The organism is Bacteroides sp. AM41-16 (genome assembly GCF_003603495.1).
Lineage (GTDB): Bacteria > Bacteroidota > Bacteroidia > Bacteroidales > Bacteroidaceae > Bacteroides > Bacteroides uniformis.
Map to the genome: position 1 here is coordinate 66,134 of NZ_QTNE01000001.1, position 14,230 is coordinate 80,363.

14 protein-coding genes are annotated in these 14,230 nt (G+C 40.9%); 10 read left to right on the forward strand and 4 right to left on the reverse strand.

Annotated features, from left to right (window positions below):
• Positions 1 to 167: 167 nt before the first annotated feature.
• The 4 genes from DW896_RS00300 to DW896_RS00315 all read left to right on the forward strand — a co-directional run bounded on the left by DW896_RS00300 (position 168) and on the right by DW896_RS00315 (position 4,693).
• Positions 168 to 1,289, forward strand: coding sequence for a DUF362 domain-containing protein (locus DW896_RS00300; protein ID WP_009038441.1), 1,122 nt, complete (start codon positions 168 to 170; stop codon positions 1,287 to 1,289).
• Between the two features lie 69 nt (positions 1,290 to 1,358).
• Entirely contained in the window at positions 1,359 to 1,868 is a 510-nt protein-coding gene (locus DW896_RS00305) for a hypothetical protein (protein ID WP_009038442.1), read from the forward strand.
• 285 nt (positions 1,869 to 2,153) lie between these two features.
• Positions 2,154 to 2,963 carry a patatin-like phospholipase family protein gene (locus DW896_RS00310; RefSeq protein ID WP_005825568.1) on the forward strand — a complete coding sequence of 270 codons (810 nt, stop codon included), beginning with the start codon at positions 2,154 to 2,156 and terminating at the stop codon, positions 2,961 to 2,963.
• A 32-nt stretch (positions 2,964 to 2,995) separates the two neighbouring features.
• A complete protein-coding gene (locus tag DW896_RS00315) occupies positions 2,996 to 4,693 on the forward strand; it encodes an alpha-amylase family protein (protein ID WP_008664621.1) in 1,698 nt (565 codons plus the stop codon).
• A gap of 104 nt (positions 4,694 to 4,797) precedes the next feature.
• Here the strand turns inward: DW896_RS00315 and DW896_RS00320 are convergent, their stop codons facing one another.
• Positions 4,798 to 5,028 (reverse strand): hypothetical protein, encoded by a 231-nt coding sequence (locus tag DW896_RS00320; protein WP_009038443.1) that lies wholly within the window; start codon positions 5,026 to 5,028, stop codon positions 4,798 to 4,800.
• 335 nt (positions 5,029 to 5,363) lie between these two features.
• Here DW896_RS00320 and DW896_RS00325 point away from each other — a divergent pair, with 335 nt between their 5' ends.
• From DW896_RS00325 to DW896_RS00335, 3 genes are read left to right on the forward strand one after another with little or no spacing between them, the layout of a single operon-like run.
• Positions 5,364 to 6,029, forward strand: coding sequence for a DUF2461 domain-containing protein (locus DW896_RS00325; RefSeq protein ID WP_008664625.1), 666 nt, complete (start codon positions 5,364 to 5,366; stop codon positions 6,027 to 6,029).
• Positions 6,030 to 6,063: 34 nt separating this feature from the next.
• Entirely contained in the window at positions 6,064 to 6,510 is a 447-nt protein-coding gene (locus DW896_RS00330) for a YhcH/YjgK/YiaL family protein (protein WP_005825575.1), read from the forward strand.
• Positions 6,511 to 6,541: 31 nt separating this feature from the next.
• Positions 6,542 to 8,551, forward strand: coding sequence for an alpha amylase C-terminal domain-containing protein (locus DW896_RS00335; protein ID WP_005825576.1), 2,010 nt, complete (start codon positions 6,542 to 6,544; stop codon positions 8,549 to 8,551).
• 70 nt (positions 8,552 to 8,621) lie between these two features.
• Here the strand turns inward: DW896_RS00335 and DW896_RS00340 are convergent, their stop codons facing one another.
• On the reverse strand, positions 8,622 to 9,335 hold the full coding sequence (locus DW896_RS00340) for a hypothetical protein (protein ID WP_005825577.1): 714 nt from the start codon (positions 9,333 to 9,335) through the stop codon (positions 8,622 to 8,624).
• A 209-nt stretch (positions 9,336 to 9,544) separates the two neighbouring features.
• On the opposite strand from DW896_RS00340, the gene DW896_RS00345 reads away from it, so the two are divergent.
• The 3 genes from DW896_RS00345 to DW896_RS00355 all read left to right on the forward strand — a co-directional run bounded on the left by DW896_RS00345 (position 9,545) and on the right by DW896_RS00355 (position 12,952).
• Positions 9,545 to 9,778: a YecH family metal-binding protein gene (locus DW896_RS00345; protein ID WP_005825578.1), complete on the forward strand. Its 234-nt coding sequence runs from the start codon at positions 9,545 to 9,547 to the stop codon at positions 9,776 to 9,778.
• Positions 9,779 to 10,089: 311 nt separating this feature from the next.
• Positions 10,090 to 11,052 (forward strand): S9 family peptidase, encoded by a 963-nt coding sequence (locus tag DW896_RS00350; RefSeq protein ID WP_008664634.1) that lies wholly within the window; start codon positions 10,090 to 10,092, stop codon positions 11,050 to 11,052.
• Between the two features lie 508 nt (positions 11,053 to 11,560).
• Positions 11,561 to 12,952: an integrase gene (locus DW896_RS00355; RefSeq protein WP_008664635.1), complete on the forward strand. Its 1,392-nt coding sequence runs from the start codon at positions 11,561 to 11,563 to the stop codon at positions 12,950 to 12,952.
• Positions 12,953 to 13,044: 92 nt separating this feature from the next.
• On the opposite strand, the gene DW896_RS00360 is transcribed toward DW896_RS00355, so the two are convergent.
• Entirely contained in the window at positions 13,045 to 13,326 is a 282-nt protein-coding gene (locus tag DW896_RS00360) for a hypothetical protein (protein ID WP_005837084.1), read from the reverse strand.
• A gap of 213 nt (positions 13,327 to 13,539) precedes the next feature.
• Positions 13,540 to 13,866, reverse strand: a complete 327-nt coding sequence (locus tag DW896_RS00365; RefSeq protein WP_008664637.1) for a hypothetical protein — start codon at positions 13,864 to 13,866, stop codon at positions 13,540 to 13,542.
• Positions 13,867 to 14,230 lie beyond the last annotated feature (364 nt).

A 14,230-nucleotide genomic window follows, 5' to 3' on the forward strand; every position in this document is an offset into this window, starting at 1 on the left:
TATCGAGTTTTTAGTTGCCACAAAGGTAGGCAGAAACATGGATAGACCTCTTATTATCCCCCTATTTGTCAAAAGGGATTTCCCTACTTTTTTTAGCCATATACCTATTAATATGGAAATAATCCGTTATTTTTGCAGATACTATCACTATAAATAGGTAAAAACACATGGAAAAAGCAAAAGTATACTACTCTGATTTGCGTACCTCCCCTACATCCAATCTTTTGGATAAAATGGAACGCTTGCTGAAAAGGGCAGGCATCGAGCAACTTCCTTTGAAAGATAGCTTTGCTGCCATTAAAATCCATTTCGGCGAACCCGGAAACCTGGCATACTTGCGTCCCAATTATGCAGCTCGAATGGCAACCCTGCTCCGCAGCCTGGGAGCCAAACCTTTCTTGACGGACTGCAACACGCTGTATTCCGGTCGTCGTGCCAATGCTGTAGACCACTTGCAAAGTGCGATGGAGAATGGCTTTAACCCTATCTCGGCCCAGTGCCAGGTCATTATCGGCGACGGACTGAAGGGAACGGACTACCGCGAAATCCCTCTGAACGGGGAATATTGTCCGGCACCCAAAATCGGCACAGCGATAGCCGATGCCGATATTGTAATCAGTATGAACCACTTCAAGGGGCACGAACAAGCCGGTTTTGGCGGCGCCTTGAAGAATCTGGGCATGGGATGTGCCAGCGTAGGCGGAAAGCTGGAACTGCATTGCGCCTCGCAACCCAAGATTGATGAAGCAAGCTGCATCGGCTGCAACATCTGCGTGAAGCATTGCGCACACGACGCTGTGCACCTCAATGCCAGCCGCAAGGCAGAAATAGACTACGCCAAATGCGTAGGTTGCGGACAGTGCGTAGCCCTCTGCCAGCACGACGGTGCCGTGATGGGAGCCGAAGATACTTCCGAGCGCCTGAACTACAAGATTGCGGAATATGCCCTCGCTGTCGTTATGGGCAAGCCCCATTTCCACATCAGCTTCATCATGAACGTATCTCCCGAATGCGACTGCTGGAACCACAACGATGCCGCCATCGTGCCCGACCTCGGCATTCTGGCTTCGGCAGACCCGGTTGCACTGGACAAGGCATGTGCAGATATGGTCATCCAAGCCCCGATACTGCACGGTAACAATTGCCTTGCCACGGCACACGAGCACGACGACTTGTGTGGATGCGACAAGTTCCACTTGATGCACCCCGACACGGACTGGCTTGCCGGATTGCGCCATGCCGAGAAAATAGGATTGGGAACCATGGAATATGAATTGGTGAAGATTTGATTAAACCTTTTCAGTTTTAAACAGTCATAATAAAAATAGATTTATCAACTAATGCATAATATTATACAAATGGAAACATCTGCAAAACTTTATTCTTTGCCTTTCGGCAACGTAAAGACCTATCTATTCGCCCTGCTGTTCGTGGCAGGAAACATCGCCTTGCCGCAACTCTGCCATCTGGTCCCAGCAGGCGGTCCGACGTTGCTTCCCATCTATTTCTTTACACTGATAGCTGCTTATAAATATGGTTTCAAGGTAGGTCTGCTGACGGCTCTCTTGTCTCCGGTCATCAATCATCTGCTTTTTGCCATGCCTGCAGCAGCCGTGTTGCCGGCCATACTTATAAAGTCCGGTCTGCTGGCCGGAACCGCCGCTCTTGCTGCACGCTATGCCAAGAATATCTCTTTATTGGCATTGCTGGGTGTAATCCTCTCCTATCAAATTATCGGTACGGCCTTTGAATGGGCACTGTGCGGTAATTTCTTTTTGGCAGTGCAAGATTTCCGTATGGGCATTCCGGGCATGCTGATTCAGTGGTTTGGAGGATATGCACTGCTGAAAGCAATCGCAAAGAAATAAACGTATATTCTCAAACAGTATCCCTTAATCCTAAAACTTTGTTCGCACACTGCGGATACATATCCCCAGTTTGCGGATGTCTATCCCAAGGCTTGGGATAGACATCCGCAAACCATAAACAAAGTTTTTTCTTAACTGATAAAAACTTTTTCCCTAACTAAGAAAAACTTTCTCCTTAATAGAGAAGACTTTTCTCTTAATACTTTGAACTTTTTTCCGCTATTTTCCTTTCTCCCTACAATAAAATCATTAATTTCGTGCCGAACAATATATCATATTTTCAACATGGAAGTAGTAACGAACAACTGGTTCACTAAAAAATATCCAATAGGTTTTGCCTTAAGCGGCGGTTTCATCAAAGGCTTTGCCCATTTGGGTGCCATGCAATCCTTATTGGAACATGACATAAAGCCCAATATACTTTCCGGAGTCAGCGCCGGAGCCTTGGCCGGGGTATTCTACGCCGACGGCAATGAACCGCATAAAGTTCTTGACTACTTTGCCGGGCACAAGTTTCAGGACCTGACCAAACTGGTGATTCCCAAAGTCGGATTGTTTGAATTGGGAGAATTCATCGATTTCCTGAAAAGCAATCTGAAATCCAAGAAACTGGAAGAACTGCAAATCCCTCTGATTATTACAGCTACTGACCTGGACCACGGACGTCTGGTACATTTCCATAAAGGGGACATCGCCGAACGCGTAGCAGCTTCGTGTTGCATGCCGGTATTGTTTGCCCCGGTCAATATAGACGGCACCCATTACGTGGACGGAGGCCTGCTGATGAACCTGCCTGTCTCTACCCTCCGCCGTATATGCGAAAAAGTGATTGCCGTGAATGTCAGCCCTCTGATGGCGACCAAGTATAAAATGAACATTGTGAGCATTGCCTTACGTTCCTATAATTTTATGTTCCGCTCCAACTCTTTTCCTGAACGCGAGAAGGCTGATTTGCTGATAGAACCTTATAACTTGGAAGGATACAGCAATACAGAGCTGGAAAAGGCGGAGGAGATATTCATGCAGGGATATAATACGACCAATGATATATTGGAACGCCTGCTCATTGACAAAGGCAGCATTTGGAAAGAATAAAATAACCATTCTATAACATAGAAAACAAAGAAATGAACGACGAAAACAAATTGATTATTTATCAAGTGTTCACCCGACTATTCGGAAACAACAATAACCACTGCATCAATAATGGCAGCATCACCGAAAATGGATGCGGCAAGATGGCTGACTTTACAGCCAAAGCGTTGGGAGAAATCAAGAAGCTTGGCGCTACACATATCTGGTACACGGGCATCATCGAGCATGCTACGCAAACTGACTACCGCCGTCACAATATCCAACCCGACCATCCGGCCATAGTGAAAGGTAAAGCCGGATCTCCCTATGCCATCAAGGACTACTATGATGTCGACCCGGATCTCGCCAAGGACGTACCGGAGCGTATGAAAGAGTTTGAGAATCTGGTGCAGCGCACTCACCGTAGCGGTCTGAAGGTTATCATAGATTTTGTTCCCAACCACGTAGCCCGTCAATATCACTCGGATGCCCAGCCGGATGGCACTTCACAACTGGGGTCAAACGATGATACCAATTATGCGTTCAGCCCATATAATAACTTCTATTATATCCCGAAATCGGAACTGCATGGCCAATTTGACATGAAAGGTGCAGCCGCCGAACCTTATAGGGAGTTTCCGGCAAAAGCTACCGGAAACAACCGTTTTGACGCTTATCCAAACATCACCGATTGGTACGAAACTATAAAGTTGAATTATGGAGTGGATTATCAGAACGGCGGGACTTGCCATTTCGACCCCATTCCCGACACATGGACCAAGATGCTGGATATCATGCTGTTCTGGGCGGGAAAGAATATAGACGGTTTCCGTTGCGATATGGCCGAAATGGTTCCCGTAGAGTTCTGGGAATGGGCAATCCCGCAGGTAAAAGAGCAATATCCCTCCCTGCTGTTTATAGCCGAAGTCTATAACCCGGGAGAATACAAGAATTACTTGTTCCGTGGCAAGTTTGATTATTTATACGACAAAGTAGGACTTTATGATACCTTGCGGGCTGTTACTTGCGGGTATGAATCGGCAACTGCCATCACCCGTTCCTGGCAAAGTCTGGGAGGTATAGAAAAACGCATGCTGAACTTTCTGGAAAACCATGACGAGCAACGTATCGCTTCCGACTTTTTTGCCAGTAACCCACGCAAGGCGATTCCGGCACTCATTGTGTCAGCTTGCATGAACACCAATCCGATGATGATTTATTTCGGTCAGGAGTTTGGTGAGCTGGGCATGGATAGTGAAGGTTTCAGCGGCCGGGACGGACGTACAACCATCTTTGACTATTGGAGTGTAGATACTATCCGCCGTTGGCGCAATGGCGGCAAGTTCGACGGCAAGATGCTGACGGAGGACCAGAAACACCTATACAGCATTTATAAACGGCTGCTGACTCTTTGCAATGAAGAAAAGGCCATCTCTCAGGGGGCTTTCTTCGATTTGATGTATGCCAATGTCAACGGATGGCGCTTTAATGAACATAAGCAATATACATTCCTGCGCAAATTTGAGAGAGACCTGCTGCTGTTCGTCGTGAACTTCGACCATATCTCGGCAGACCTTGCCATAAATATTCCTTCCCATGCTTTTGACTTCCTACAAATACCGCAGATGGACCAGTACAAAGCTACGGAGCTGCTCAGCGGAAAAGAAGAAAACATAAGTCTGCTTCCCTATAAGGCTACTAATGTGGCCGTCGAAGGATATGGAGGAAAGATACTTAAGATAAAGCTATAACGGAGTCACAACTCTGGTGATTTATTAGATTTGACACTGATTATGCAGAACAACACGGATTTCTTAATCGCTTCGTGGTTTTCCGCATAATCAGTGCCAAGTCTTTATTTGTTCTCTTCCATATATTCCTTCAGCCGATATAGCCGCGTGATGGCAGGATTATAAAAATCATCAGGATAATGTGCATCTATGTCACTCAGGTTAGCTTGCACAAAACGTTTCACATCCACTATGTTCTCAGCATCAGACAATGTTACACTTTGAGGGAAAGATGTGCTCTTTGCCCAAGCTATCAGCGCTTTAACGCTATCTTCATCAAATTTATATTCGGCCATATTCTACATATTTTCTTGCAAAGATAGTGCAAACCGGATGCAGAATAAAATGACCCACCCATTTTTTTATGCTAAAGTTATCCTCATCTGCATGAACAAAATTCCAATTTGTTGTGTTATATAAATGTGTTTTTCATAGTATTAGATATAAGATTAATTAAAAGAGACGTACCCGCTTGTGATAAGTAAGTACATCAAAAACAGAAGCGTCTGTTTGATTGATAAATGTGTAAGGAGCATCGGTTTACCAGAGCCGATGCTTTTTTTTACCCTTCTTTGTAGCATGTTAGAAATATTATCCGTAAATTTGGCAGATAATAAGGAAAGAATATGATATGAATATCCCTGTTATATTTCAATTTTTGAAAGAACTGTCTGCAAACAACAATCGTGAATGGTTCAATTCTCACCGGGAACAGTATGAAGTCGCCCGCAGCGAGTTTGAAAACTTGCTTACAGTAATTATCTCCCGTATCTCTTTATTTGATGAAAGCATCCGTGGTATAGAAGCAAAGGACTGTACATACCGTATTTATCGTGATACACGCTTTTCCGAAGATAAAACTCCCTACAAGACACATCTGGGAGGATATATCAATGCGAAAGGAAAGAAATCCGACCATTGTGGCTATTACGTGCATCTGGAACCGGGAAACTGCTTGTTGGCCGGTGGAAGTTATTGTCCTCCCCCGCCCTTGTTAAGAGCTCTGCGACAAGCGGTACACGACAATATAGATGAATTTCGCAGTATAGTGGAAGATCCTGCTTTCAAGCAATACTTTCCCGTCATCGGAGAGAATTTTCTAAAAACAGCTCCAAAAGGATTTCCAAAGGACTATCCCTATCTGAAATACCTTCAGTGTAAAGAGTATACGGTTGCCTGCTGCCAGCCGGACAGCTTCTTTCTTGCTCCAGACTTTTTGGATCGTACAGACGACATCTTCAAGCAGATGAAGCGTTTTTCTGATTTTGTGAATTACACCATAGACGACTTTGAATAATTTACCTATATAACTAACTTAAAACATTTGAATTATGGTTATAGACAGACTTGAAAACATAGAAAAATATACTTTGCTGCATCCTCTGTTTGAGCAGGCCATTGATTTTTTAAAATCACATGACTTGCACTCTTTGGAAATCGGCAAGACCGAACTGAAAGGAAAGGACTTGCTGGTCAACGTGGCGCAGACAAACCCAAAAGAAAAAGAAAATGCCAAACTGGAAACCCATAAAGACTATATTGACATTCAAATACCCTTGTCCGGTACGGAGATAATGGGTTATACCGCCGCCCAAGACTGCCTTCCGGTTGATGCTCCTTACAATGCGGAAAAAGACATCACTTTTTTTGAAGGACTGGCGGAGGACTATATTGCAGTGAAGCCCGGAATGTTTGCTATCTTTTTCCCTCAGGACGGGCATGCTCCGGGTATTACCCCTGACGGTGTAAAAAAAATAATTGTGAAAGTTAAAGCGTAAATTTATCAAATATCCAAAACTCATCCTCTTTATGGAAACATTGAATTTAATCAAGAATGACCCATGGCTGGAACCTTTTGCCGATGCCATCAACGGACGTCATCAACATGCCATAGACAAAGAATCGGAATTGACCAACAAAGGAAAACTAACCTTGTCTGATTTTGCATCCGGATACCTCTATTTCGGCCTGCATCGTACTGACGATGGTTGGGTTTTCCGTGAATGGGCGCCTAACGCAACCCAAATCTTTATGGTCGGAACTTTTAACGATTGGAAAGAAGAAAAAAAATATAGCTTGAAGCGTAAAGCAAACGGTAATTGGGAAATCAAGCTTCCTGCTGATGCCGTGAAACACGGTGACTTGTACAAGCTGATGGTACATTGGGACGGTGGTTGCGGTGAACGCATTCCTGCATGGGCTACACGTGTCGTACAAGACGAACAGACTAAAATATTCAGTGCCCAGGTTTGGGCTCCGGAGAAACCCTATAAAATGAAAAAGCGGGTTTTCAAGCCATCTACAGATCCTTTATTGATATATGAATGCCATATCGGTATGTCTCAGCAGGAGGAAAAGGTCGGTAGCTATAAGGAATTTCAGGAAAAGATTCTTCCACGTATCGCCAAAGAAGGCTACAACTGCATACAGATTATGGCTATCCAGGAACATCCCTATTATGGTAGCTTCGGATACCATGTTTCCAGTTTCTTTGCCGCTTCTTCCCGTTTTGGTACTCCGGAAGAACTGAAGGAGTTGATTGATACAGCCCATAGTATGGGGATTGCCGTTATCATGGATATTGTCCATTCACACGCTGTGAAGAATGAAGTGGAAGGCTTGGGTAACTTTGCCGGTGATCCTAATCAATATTTCTATCCCGGTGGACGTCGGGAACATCCAGCTTGGGATTCACTTTGCTTTGATTACGGCAAGAACGAAGTTATTCACTTCCTGCTGTCTAACTGTAAATTCTGGCTGGAAGAATATCATTTCGACGGCTTCCGCTTTGACGGAGTAACCTCCATGTTATATTATAGTCATGGTTTGGGAGAAGCATTCTGTAATTATGGAGATTACTTCAACGGACATCAAGACGACAATGCCATTTGTTATCTGACACTTGCCAACCGGCTTATCCATCAGGTCAATGCCAAAGCCATCACCATTGCCGAAGAAGTATCGGGAATGCCCGGACTGGCGGCAAAATATGAAGATGGCGGCTACGGATTTGATTACCGTATGGCCATGAATATTCCCGATTATTGGATTAAGACAATCAAGGAGAAAATAGATGAAGACTGGAAGCCATCCAGCATGTTCTGGGAAGTGACCAACCGCCGCAAAGATGAAAAGACCATCTCCTATGCGGAAAGCCATGACCAAGCTTTGGTGGGCGATAAAACCATCATTTTCCGCTTGATTGATGCGGATATGTACTGGCACATGCAGAAAGGAGACGAGAACTATACCGTAAATCGAGGCATTTCTCTCCATAAAATGATACGTTTACTGACTGCGACTACTATCAATGGCGGTTATCTTAACTTTATGGGCAATGAATTCGGACATCCGGAATGGATTGACTTCCCCCGTGAAGGTAACGGTTGGTCTTGTAAATATGCCCGCCGCCAATGGAATTTGGTGGACAACAAGAATCTGGCATATCATTATATGGGTGACTTTGATGCTGCCATGTTGGGAGTTGTAAAAAGCATAAAGAACTTCCAGGCTACTCCGGTCCAAGAAATATGGCATAATGACGGTGACCAGGTATTGGCCTATATGCGCAAGGACTTGATTTTTGTATTCAACTTCAACCCTAAGCAGTCTTTTACTGATTACGGTTTCTTGGTTCCTGCCGGAACTTATGAAGTTATTTTGAATACAGATAATCCAGATTATGGCGGTAATGGTTTGACGGATGATACCATCAAACATTTTACCATCCACGACCCGCTTTACAAAAAAGACAAGAAGGAGTGGCTGAAGCTTTACATACCGGCACGTACAGCTGTTGTACTGAGAAGAACTAAATAGTCATTTCATAACGCAAAAAAAGAGGCAGATATCAATTCAGATATCTGCCTCTTTTTTATATATGAGTCTTTTATTTCACTTGACTGTCGATGAAGTTCAACATCGTTTTTGCATTATCCATCATTTTCTTTTGAGCTGGTTTGTCCGCAGAGAGCAATGGAATAAGTTTATCCAAATATTCTTTGGCTTCCTTGAATTCAACTTTTGCTTTTTCTACATCTGTTTTCATGGTATTGGCACCCTTACTATAATACAAAGAACCCAGACTGTTAAGTGCATTTACATTATCTGCTTGGATAGCTATGGCTTGTTTAAATGCTTCTTCGGCTGCATCCATCTTTTTGGCTTTCTGCGCCATGATACCTTGATTTACGTAATAAGTGGCATACAATTTAGTCAATGTCTTATTACCGGGATTTGCTTCCAGCCCTTCCTTTAAAGTGGCAACATACTCATCATTTTTCTTCAAATCTTTCAAAGCACCGGCTTTACCTATATAAGCATTTGCCAGGTTATACTTTTTCTGTACAGCAATATCAAAATACTTCAAAGCTTCGGCAGGTTTCTTTATCTTATCGGCACAAACGCCACAGTTATATGCAATTACGGAATCTTGGTTGTTTGTTTGTGTCAGATAAGTACTAAATTTTGTGTAAGCTTCCTGGTAATTTTTAGCTTCAAGAGCAGCCTTACCATCGTTGACCAACTGGGCAGGGTCAGCATTCTGCGCAAAGAAATTCGTAGCTGCACAACATAGTGCAATAGATAAGATTAATTTTTTCATATGCTTTAATTCATTTAAAAGTTGATTCCCAAAGTTAGTTTACAATGGTATAGAAGCAAAACCTTTTTACTTTTTTTGAGGTTTTTAGCATAGTCGTAACAAGTGTTATTTTACGTAAAAGCAAATATCCGGATATGTGTGTTGGGCTTTGTCACATATGTTACACTTATACTTAGAATATCATATTATCTTTGCCACAAAAAAAGATTATGGAACAATTACATGCACATGAAGTCCTTCACATGATGGAAGGTAATAGTTATACTGAGTTATCATTGAGAGAAGCCATTATCCAAAAATTCGGCGAGCAGCAGCGTTTTTTCACCTGCTCTGCCAACAATATGGATGTAGATACCCTGATAGAATTTCTTAAAAGAAAAGGAAAATTTATACCCGCCAATGGTGGATTTACAGTGGACATGACTAAAGTTTGCAATCACTGATGAGGAATATTAATTCCTTCTTCTGTTAAATTGAATATTATTTATGTTAATAGTTAACGGAAATAATATTCTACTAAACCATGTTATAATATCCGCTGATTACCCGCTAAAATTTGGATATCTCCTGCAAGTACGTATCTTTGTACTGTGTTTTTCATAGTATTAGATTTAAGGTTAATAAAAAAGATTGGCTGTCTGGGATAGATAGCCTTTTTTTATGTCTAAATGTCATCTTTCCCCTTTTTAGTTATAGTTTTATTCTATCTTTGTAGGTCAGATAATCCACGCAGCATTAATAGAATAAACTGAATATGGGAAAACGCTTTATTTTTATCTTGATGGCATGCTCATTATTGAGTATAGCTACTGTTGTGCATGCACAGCATATTGACAAGCAAACATATATTTTTGCCATCAAAAAGGTTGATACTCTGAAACTGGACAAGTATGTAATGATTGATCAAATACAAGGGACACAATCAAAGCCCGTCATTCTTTTTGCATTTGGGGGAGGTTTCAAAGGCGGGAGAAGAGATAATCCCGATTACATTTCTTATTTTCATTTTTTGGCACGAGCCGGCTATGTGGTAGTATCAACAGATTACCGTACCCAATTAAAGGATATAGATAAATCGGAGTATTCGGACTTGCAAGGATTCTCTTCTGCCCTGCAACAAGCAATCACTTGTGCTGTAGAAGATTTTGGTGATGCTACAAATTATATAATTGAGCATAGTGTAGAATGGCAAATAAATCCTGCACAAATTATAGCTTGCGGTTCAAGTGCAGGTGCGATAACTGCCCTTCAAGCAGAGTATGAGATTTGCAATCAAACGGCTTTTGCGGACAGATTACCTGCCAATTTCAATTATGCAGGGGTCATTTCCTTTTCTGGAGCAATCTGTGCCAATGGTATTCCAAAATGGATAATGTCCCCTTGTCCTCTTATGTTGTTCCATGGTGATGCCGACAGCACGGTTCCTTTTACTAAGGCAGTAGTAGAAGAGGAAATGGGGCTATGGGGCTCAAACTTTATCTGTATGCAACTGAAAGAAAAAGAGACAGCATACTATTTCTATATAGCGGAAGGTATAGGACATTCCCTATCCTATTCTCCTATGAAGGATAATCGTCATGACATCCTGAGCTTCCTAAACCGGTTGGTACTTGGTAAAGAAAAACGTTGCATTACGACTGTAGAGAAGAATCCGGAAATATCTAGATATAAGAGTGATTTTACAATAGAAGATTATATCCGTGAAAATATGCGTTAATTCCTATCTTTATATCCTTTCCAGAGTTTTTGTTTCTCCACCAATCAATTATCTTTGCACATTATTATTCCATAAAAACAAATCTTTAATTCTATAAATTATGTTGGTACGTATTATCAGTATGGTCATAGCCGGAGTTATTATAGTATATCTAGTCCGTTGGATTGATAATTTTTTCTCCAGGTATCGCAAATAAATCTTGCCTGCAATGTAAACCAAATACTCCAATTTGTTTCCCATTACAACCTATGCTGACAAAATGCGGACATTTTCTAATTCTAAAACAAGAAAACCGCAAAAGCTTTTTTTAGCCATTTGCGGTTTTTTCCTTGTGATTCCGTTGCGATTCGGAATATAAAATACTATAAAACCAATACATATAACATTATATTAAAAATCAGAGTAATATAAAAATATTATATTGCATGCCATTGCATTATGTTGTGCAATATTTGAACTGAGTTGTGCAATTTATGTATATTTGCACAACCGATATAACAGAGAATATATGACTACAGTAAAAGCATTTATAAGAACTGGGAAGAAAGATAAAGAGGTAAATGTCAGATTTCGATTATCTGATGGACGCAATGTACAGTTATTCCACAAATCAGATATTATGGTCTCTCCTACTCTTTGGGATGCCAAGACTGAAAAATATAAGGCTAAAAGTATTATAAAGTTAGACATAAGAACATCATTTAACACATCTATTGAAGAACGGAAGAATCTAATTTTATCCATTTATGGGAGCAACAAAGAATTAACCAGTGAAAAACTGGAAATCTTAATAGACCAGCACTTACATCCTGAAAAATATAACATCAGCAGTGAAGAGGAATCCATGTGTAGTATGTTCCAACGCTATGTTGACGGATGGCTAAATGCAGGTGTAATAGGTCCCGGCAGAAAGAAACATTACGATGTAGTGATAAGGGAACTGACTCGATTCCTCATTATCAATGGCATTGACGGGTTGCCGGTCAATGAATTCAATAAGGAACATATTCTAAATTTTCGTGATTTTCTACGCAAAGAATACACTCTGGTTGAAAAATTTCCAGAACTGTACGCAGAAATGAATAAGCGGAATATACCATCAAAGGAAAGAAGCCAGAATACAATTGCTGAGAAACTATTATTATTACAAGCATTTATGGTGGAGCTTGAAAGTAATGATGTTATTCCCGTATCTCCTTTCCGCAAGATAGGAAAAGAAAAAGAGTCCATTATGAAGCAACAATATGACGAGCCTTTCTTTCTCACCAAAACAGAATTCAATGAAGTTGTCCACAAAGAATGTCCCGAAACATTGCAGCGAGTAAAAGATGTATTCGTTGTTCAATGTTGTTTCGGTTGCCGTATAGGTGATTTCAGACGATTCACTTTTGATAATATCAGCATTGAAGAAGGAATACCTTACATTCATTATTTACCTCAGAAAACACACAAGGATGGACTTATACGCACTGAGATAAAAACTCCCATCATTCGTATTGCTTATGATATTATTATGAAGTATAAAGGTAGGCTACCAAGCAATGCTTTGTTACCCTATTATCCTGATGGCAATGGTGAAACCGGGTACAATTATCAAATAAAAAAACTACTTGAATACTGTGAGATTAGCCGGAAAGTGGCAATGTTTAGTGCGGCATTGGAAACAAATGAGTACAAATCCATATATGAGATTGCAAGCAGTAAACTTGCCCGTAAAACTCATGTAGATTTAATGAATAAAGTTCAGATAGATAAATACGCAGCAGGACTTCATGCAAAAGGCAGTGGAGCCGTAGACAGATATACTGGATTAGGTATAAAAGAACGTTTTATTTTAATGTGTGCGGCTTTTGGCTGTAACCAGTATGAAGTTGACAATGATTTATCTGTAATGGAATAGGCTCACTTAGTATCTCATATTGATACTCTGTTATTTGACACCATCCCCGTAGTTGAGCAGCTACGGGGATTTTTTACTGAAAAAGAAGCGATTCATTCAACTGTCCTTTCCACAATCTCCATCACTACATGGCTTGACTCCAACCAGAGCCAATACCACAGCCAAAGCATAATCCCACCCAACCAAACAAAAGCCACATCAATATAGTACAAATTTAATATCCTGCTAACCAATACACATAAGAGTTCTCCGCAAAGCACATAGGCAGCAACCATAGTAACAAGCTGGTCATTGGCAACAGTTATCAAAACCAGAATGCCTATAACGGGAAGAAGGGAAATACAATCAATTAGAAGTTGTTGTTTGTCATTCATAATACAATAGGGATTAGAATACAAATATAAACATTATTTTGTATAAAACAACCCTCTATAATAGGAATTTCTGACAAAAAAGAAACGAACTATTATTACAATATAAACAAAAAGAGCGACTATTCAGCCGCCCCTTTCGCATTAACGAGATAGACATAAAAGTATCTCAAATCATCTCTGTAGATGGATGCCGAACCACTACAGAGTTTCCATTCATTCTACAGTTTCTCCTTTTTCATTCAGAAGTACCGTCACTTCTTCAGTGGATTGATTTTCCTTGGTGATGGTCAACACAACCTTATAAATCTTACCGGTTTCTTTCTCGGAAATGAAAGCCTCCTTTATTACAGCCCCCTCATAGTCCTTAGCCAAGACATTCATAACTGCCTGAGGCAAGTCTTTTACTTCCACTTTTGTGAACTCATCCTGAGGATTTTGCTGAGTTTGCTCTACAGACTGTGTTCCAGAAACCACGTAAGCAAATGCTACTGAACTGCCTAATCCCATAACCATTGCTAATGCTACCAATACTTTTTTCATAATCGTAAGTTTTAAGTAAATAAATATAGTTTTTGTATTAACTATAGGACAAACGATATGCCATGATGTACATCAGTACATAATACATTATACATCAGCATATTATAAAAACAAGAAGGAATAATTATGTGTGGAAATATGTGGAACTGAGTACCACACATGGGGAATAATTACACAATATGGATTACTTAATTCCTGGGAAATGGAACAAGGCAGCTGAATAAGCTGCCCCTTCTATAAAACAGTCAACAAACAGACATTCACTAATCAAATGACATAAACATAAGCATAAATAACCCGGCTAAAGCCATAGCAAATGCAATTACCATATAAATTACTTTTTTCATAACTAATAATTTGGTTA

What these genes read in the sequence shown, in the direction of transcription:
- DW896_RS00300 (WP_009038441.1), top strand. Translation starts at nt 168, where the DNA reads ATGGAAAAAGCAAAAGTATACTACTCTGATTTGCGTACCTCCCCTACA.
- DW896_RS00305 (WP_009038442.1), top strand. Translation starts at nt 1,359, where the DNA reads ATGGAAACATCTGCAAAACTTTATTCTTTGCCTTTCGGCAACGTAAAG.
- DW896_RS00310 (WP_005825568.1), top strand. Translation starts at nt 2,154, where the DNA reads ATGGAAGTAGTAACGAACAACTGGTTCACTAAAAAATATCCAATAGGT.
- DW896_RS00315 (WP_008664621.1), top strand. Translation starts at nt 2,996, where the DNA reads ATGAACGACGAAAACAAATTGATTATTTATCAAGTGTTCACCCGACTA.
- DW896_RS00320 (WP_009038443.1), bottom strand. Translation starts at nt 5,028, where the DNA reads ATGGCCGAATATAAATTTGATGAAGATAGCGTTAAAGCGCTGATAGCT.
- DW896_RS00325 (WP_008664625.1), top strand. Translation starts at nt 5,364, where the DNA reads ATGAATATCCCTGTTATATTTCAATTTTTGAAAGAACTGTCTGCAAAC.
- DW896_RS00330 (WP_005825575.1), top strand. Translation starts at nt 6,064, where the DNA reads ATGGTTATAGACAGACTTGAAAACATAGAAAAATATACTTTGCTGCAT.
- DW896_RS00335 (WP_005825576.1), top strand. Translation starts at nt 6,542, where the DNA reads ATGGAAACATTGAATTTAATCAAGAATGACCCATGGCTGGAACCTTTT.
- DW896_RS00340 (WP_005825577.1), bottom strand. Translation starts at nt 9,335, where the DNA reads ATGAAAAAATTAATCTTATCTATTGCACTATGTTGTGCAGCTACGAAT.
- DW896_RS00345 (WP_005825578.1), top strand. Translation starts at nt 9,545, where the DNA reads ATGGAACAATTACATGCACATGAAGTCCTTCACATGATGGAAGGTAAT.
- DW896_RS00350 (WP_008664634.1), top strand. Translation starts at nt 10,090, where the DNA reads ATGGGAAAACGCTTTATTTTTATCTTGATGGCATGCTCATTATTGAGT.
- DW896_RS00355 (WP_008664635.1), top strand. Translation starts at nt 11,561, where the DNA reads ATGACTACAGTAAAAGCATTTATAAGAACTGGGAAGAAAGATAAAGAG.
- DW896_RS00360 (WP_005837084.1), bottom strand. Translation starts at nt 13,326, where the DNA reads ATGAATGACAAACAACAACTTCTAATTGATTGTATTTCCCTTCTTCCC.
- DW896_RS00365 (WP_008664637.1), bottom strand. Translation starts at nt 13,866, where the DNA reads ATGAAAAAAGTATTGGTAGCATTAGCAATGGTTATGGGATTAGGCAGT.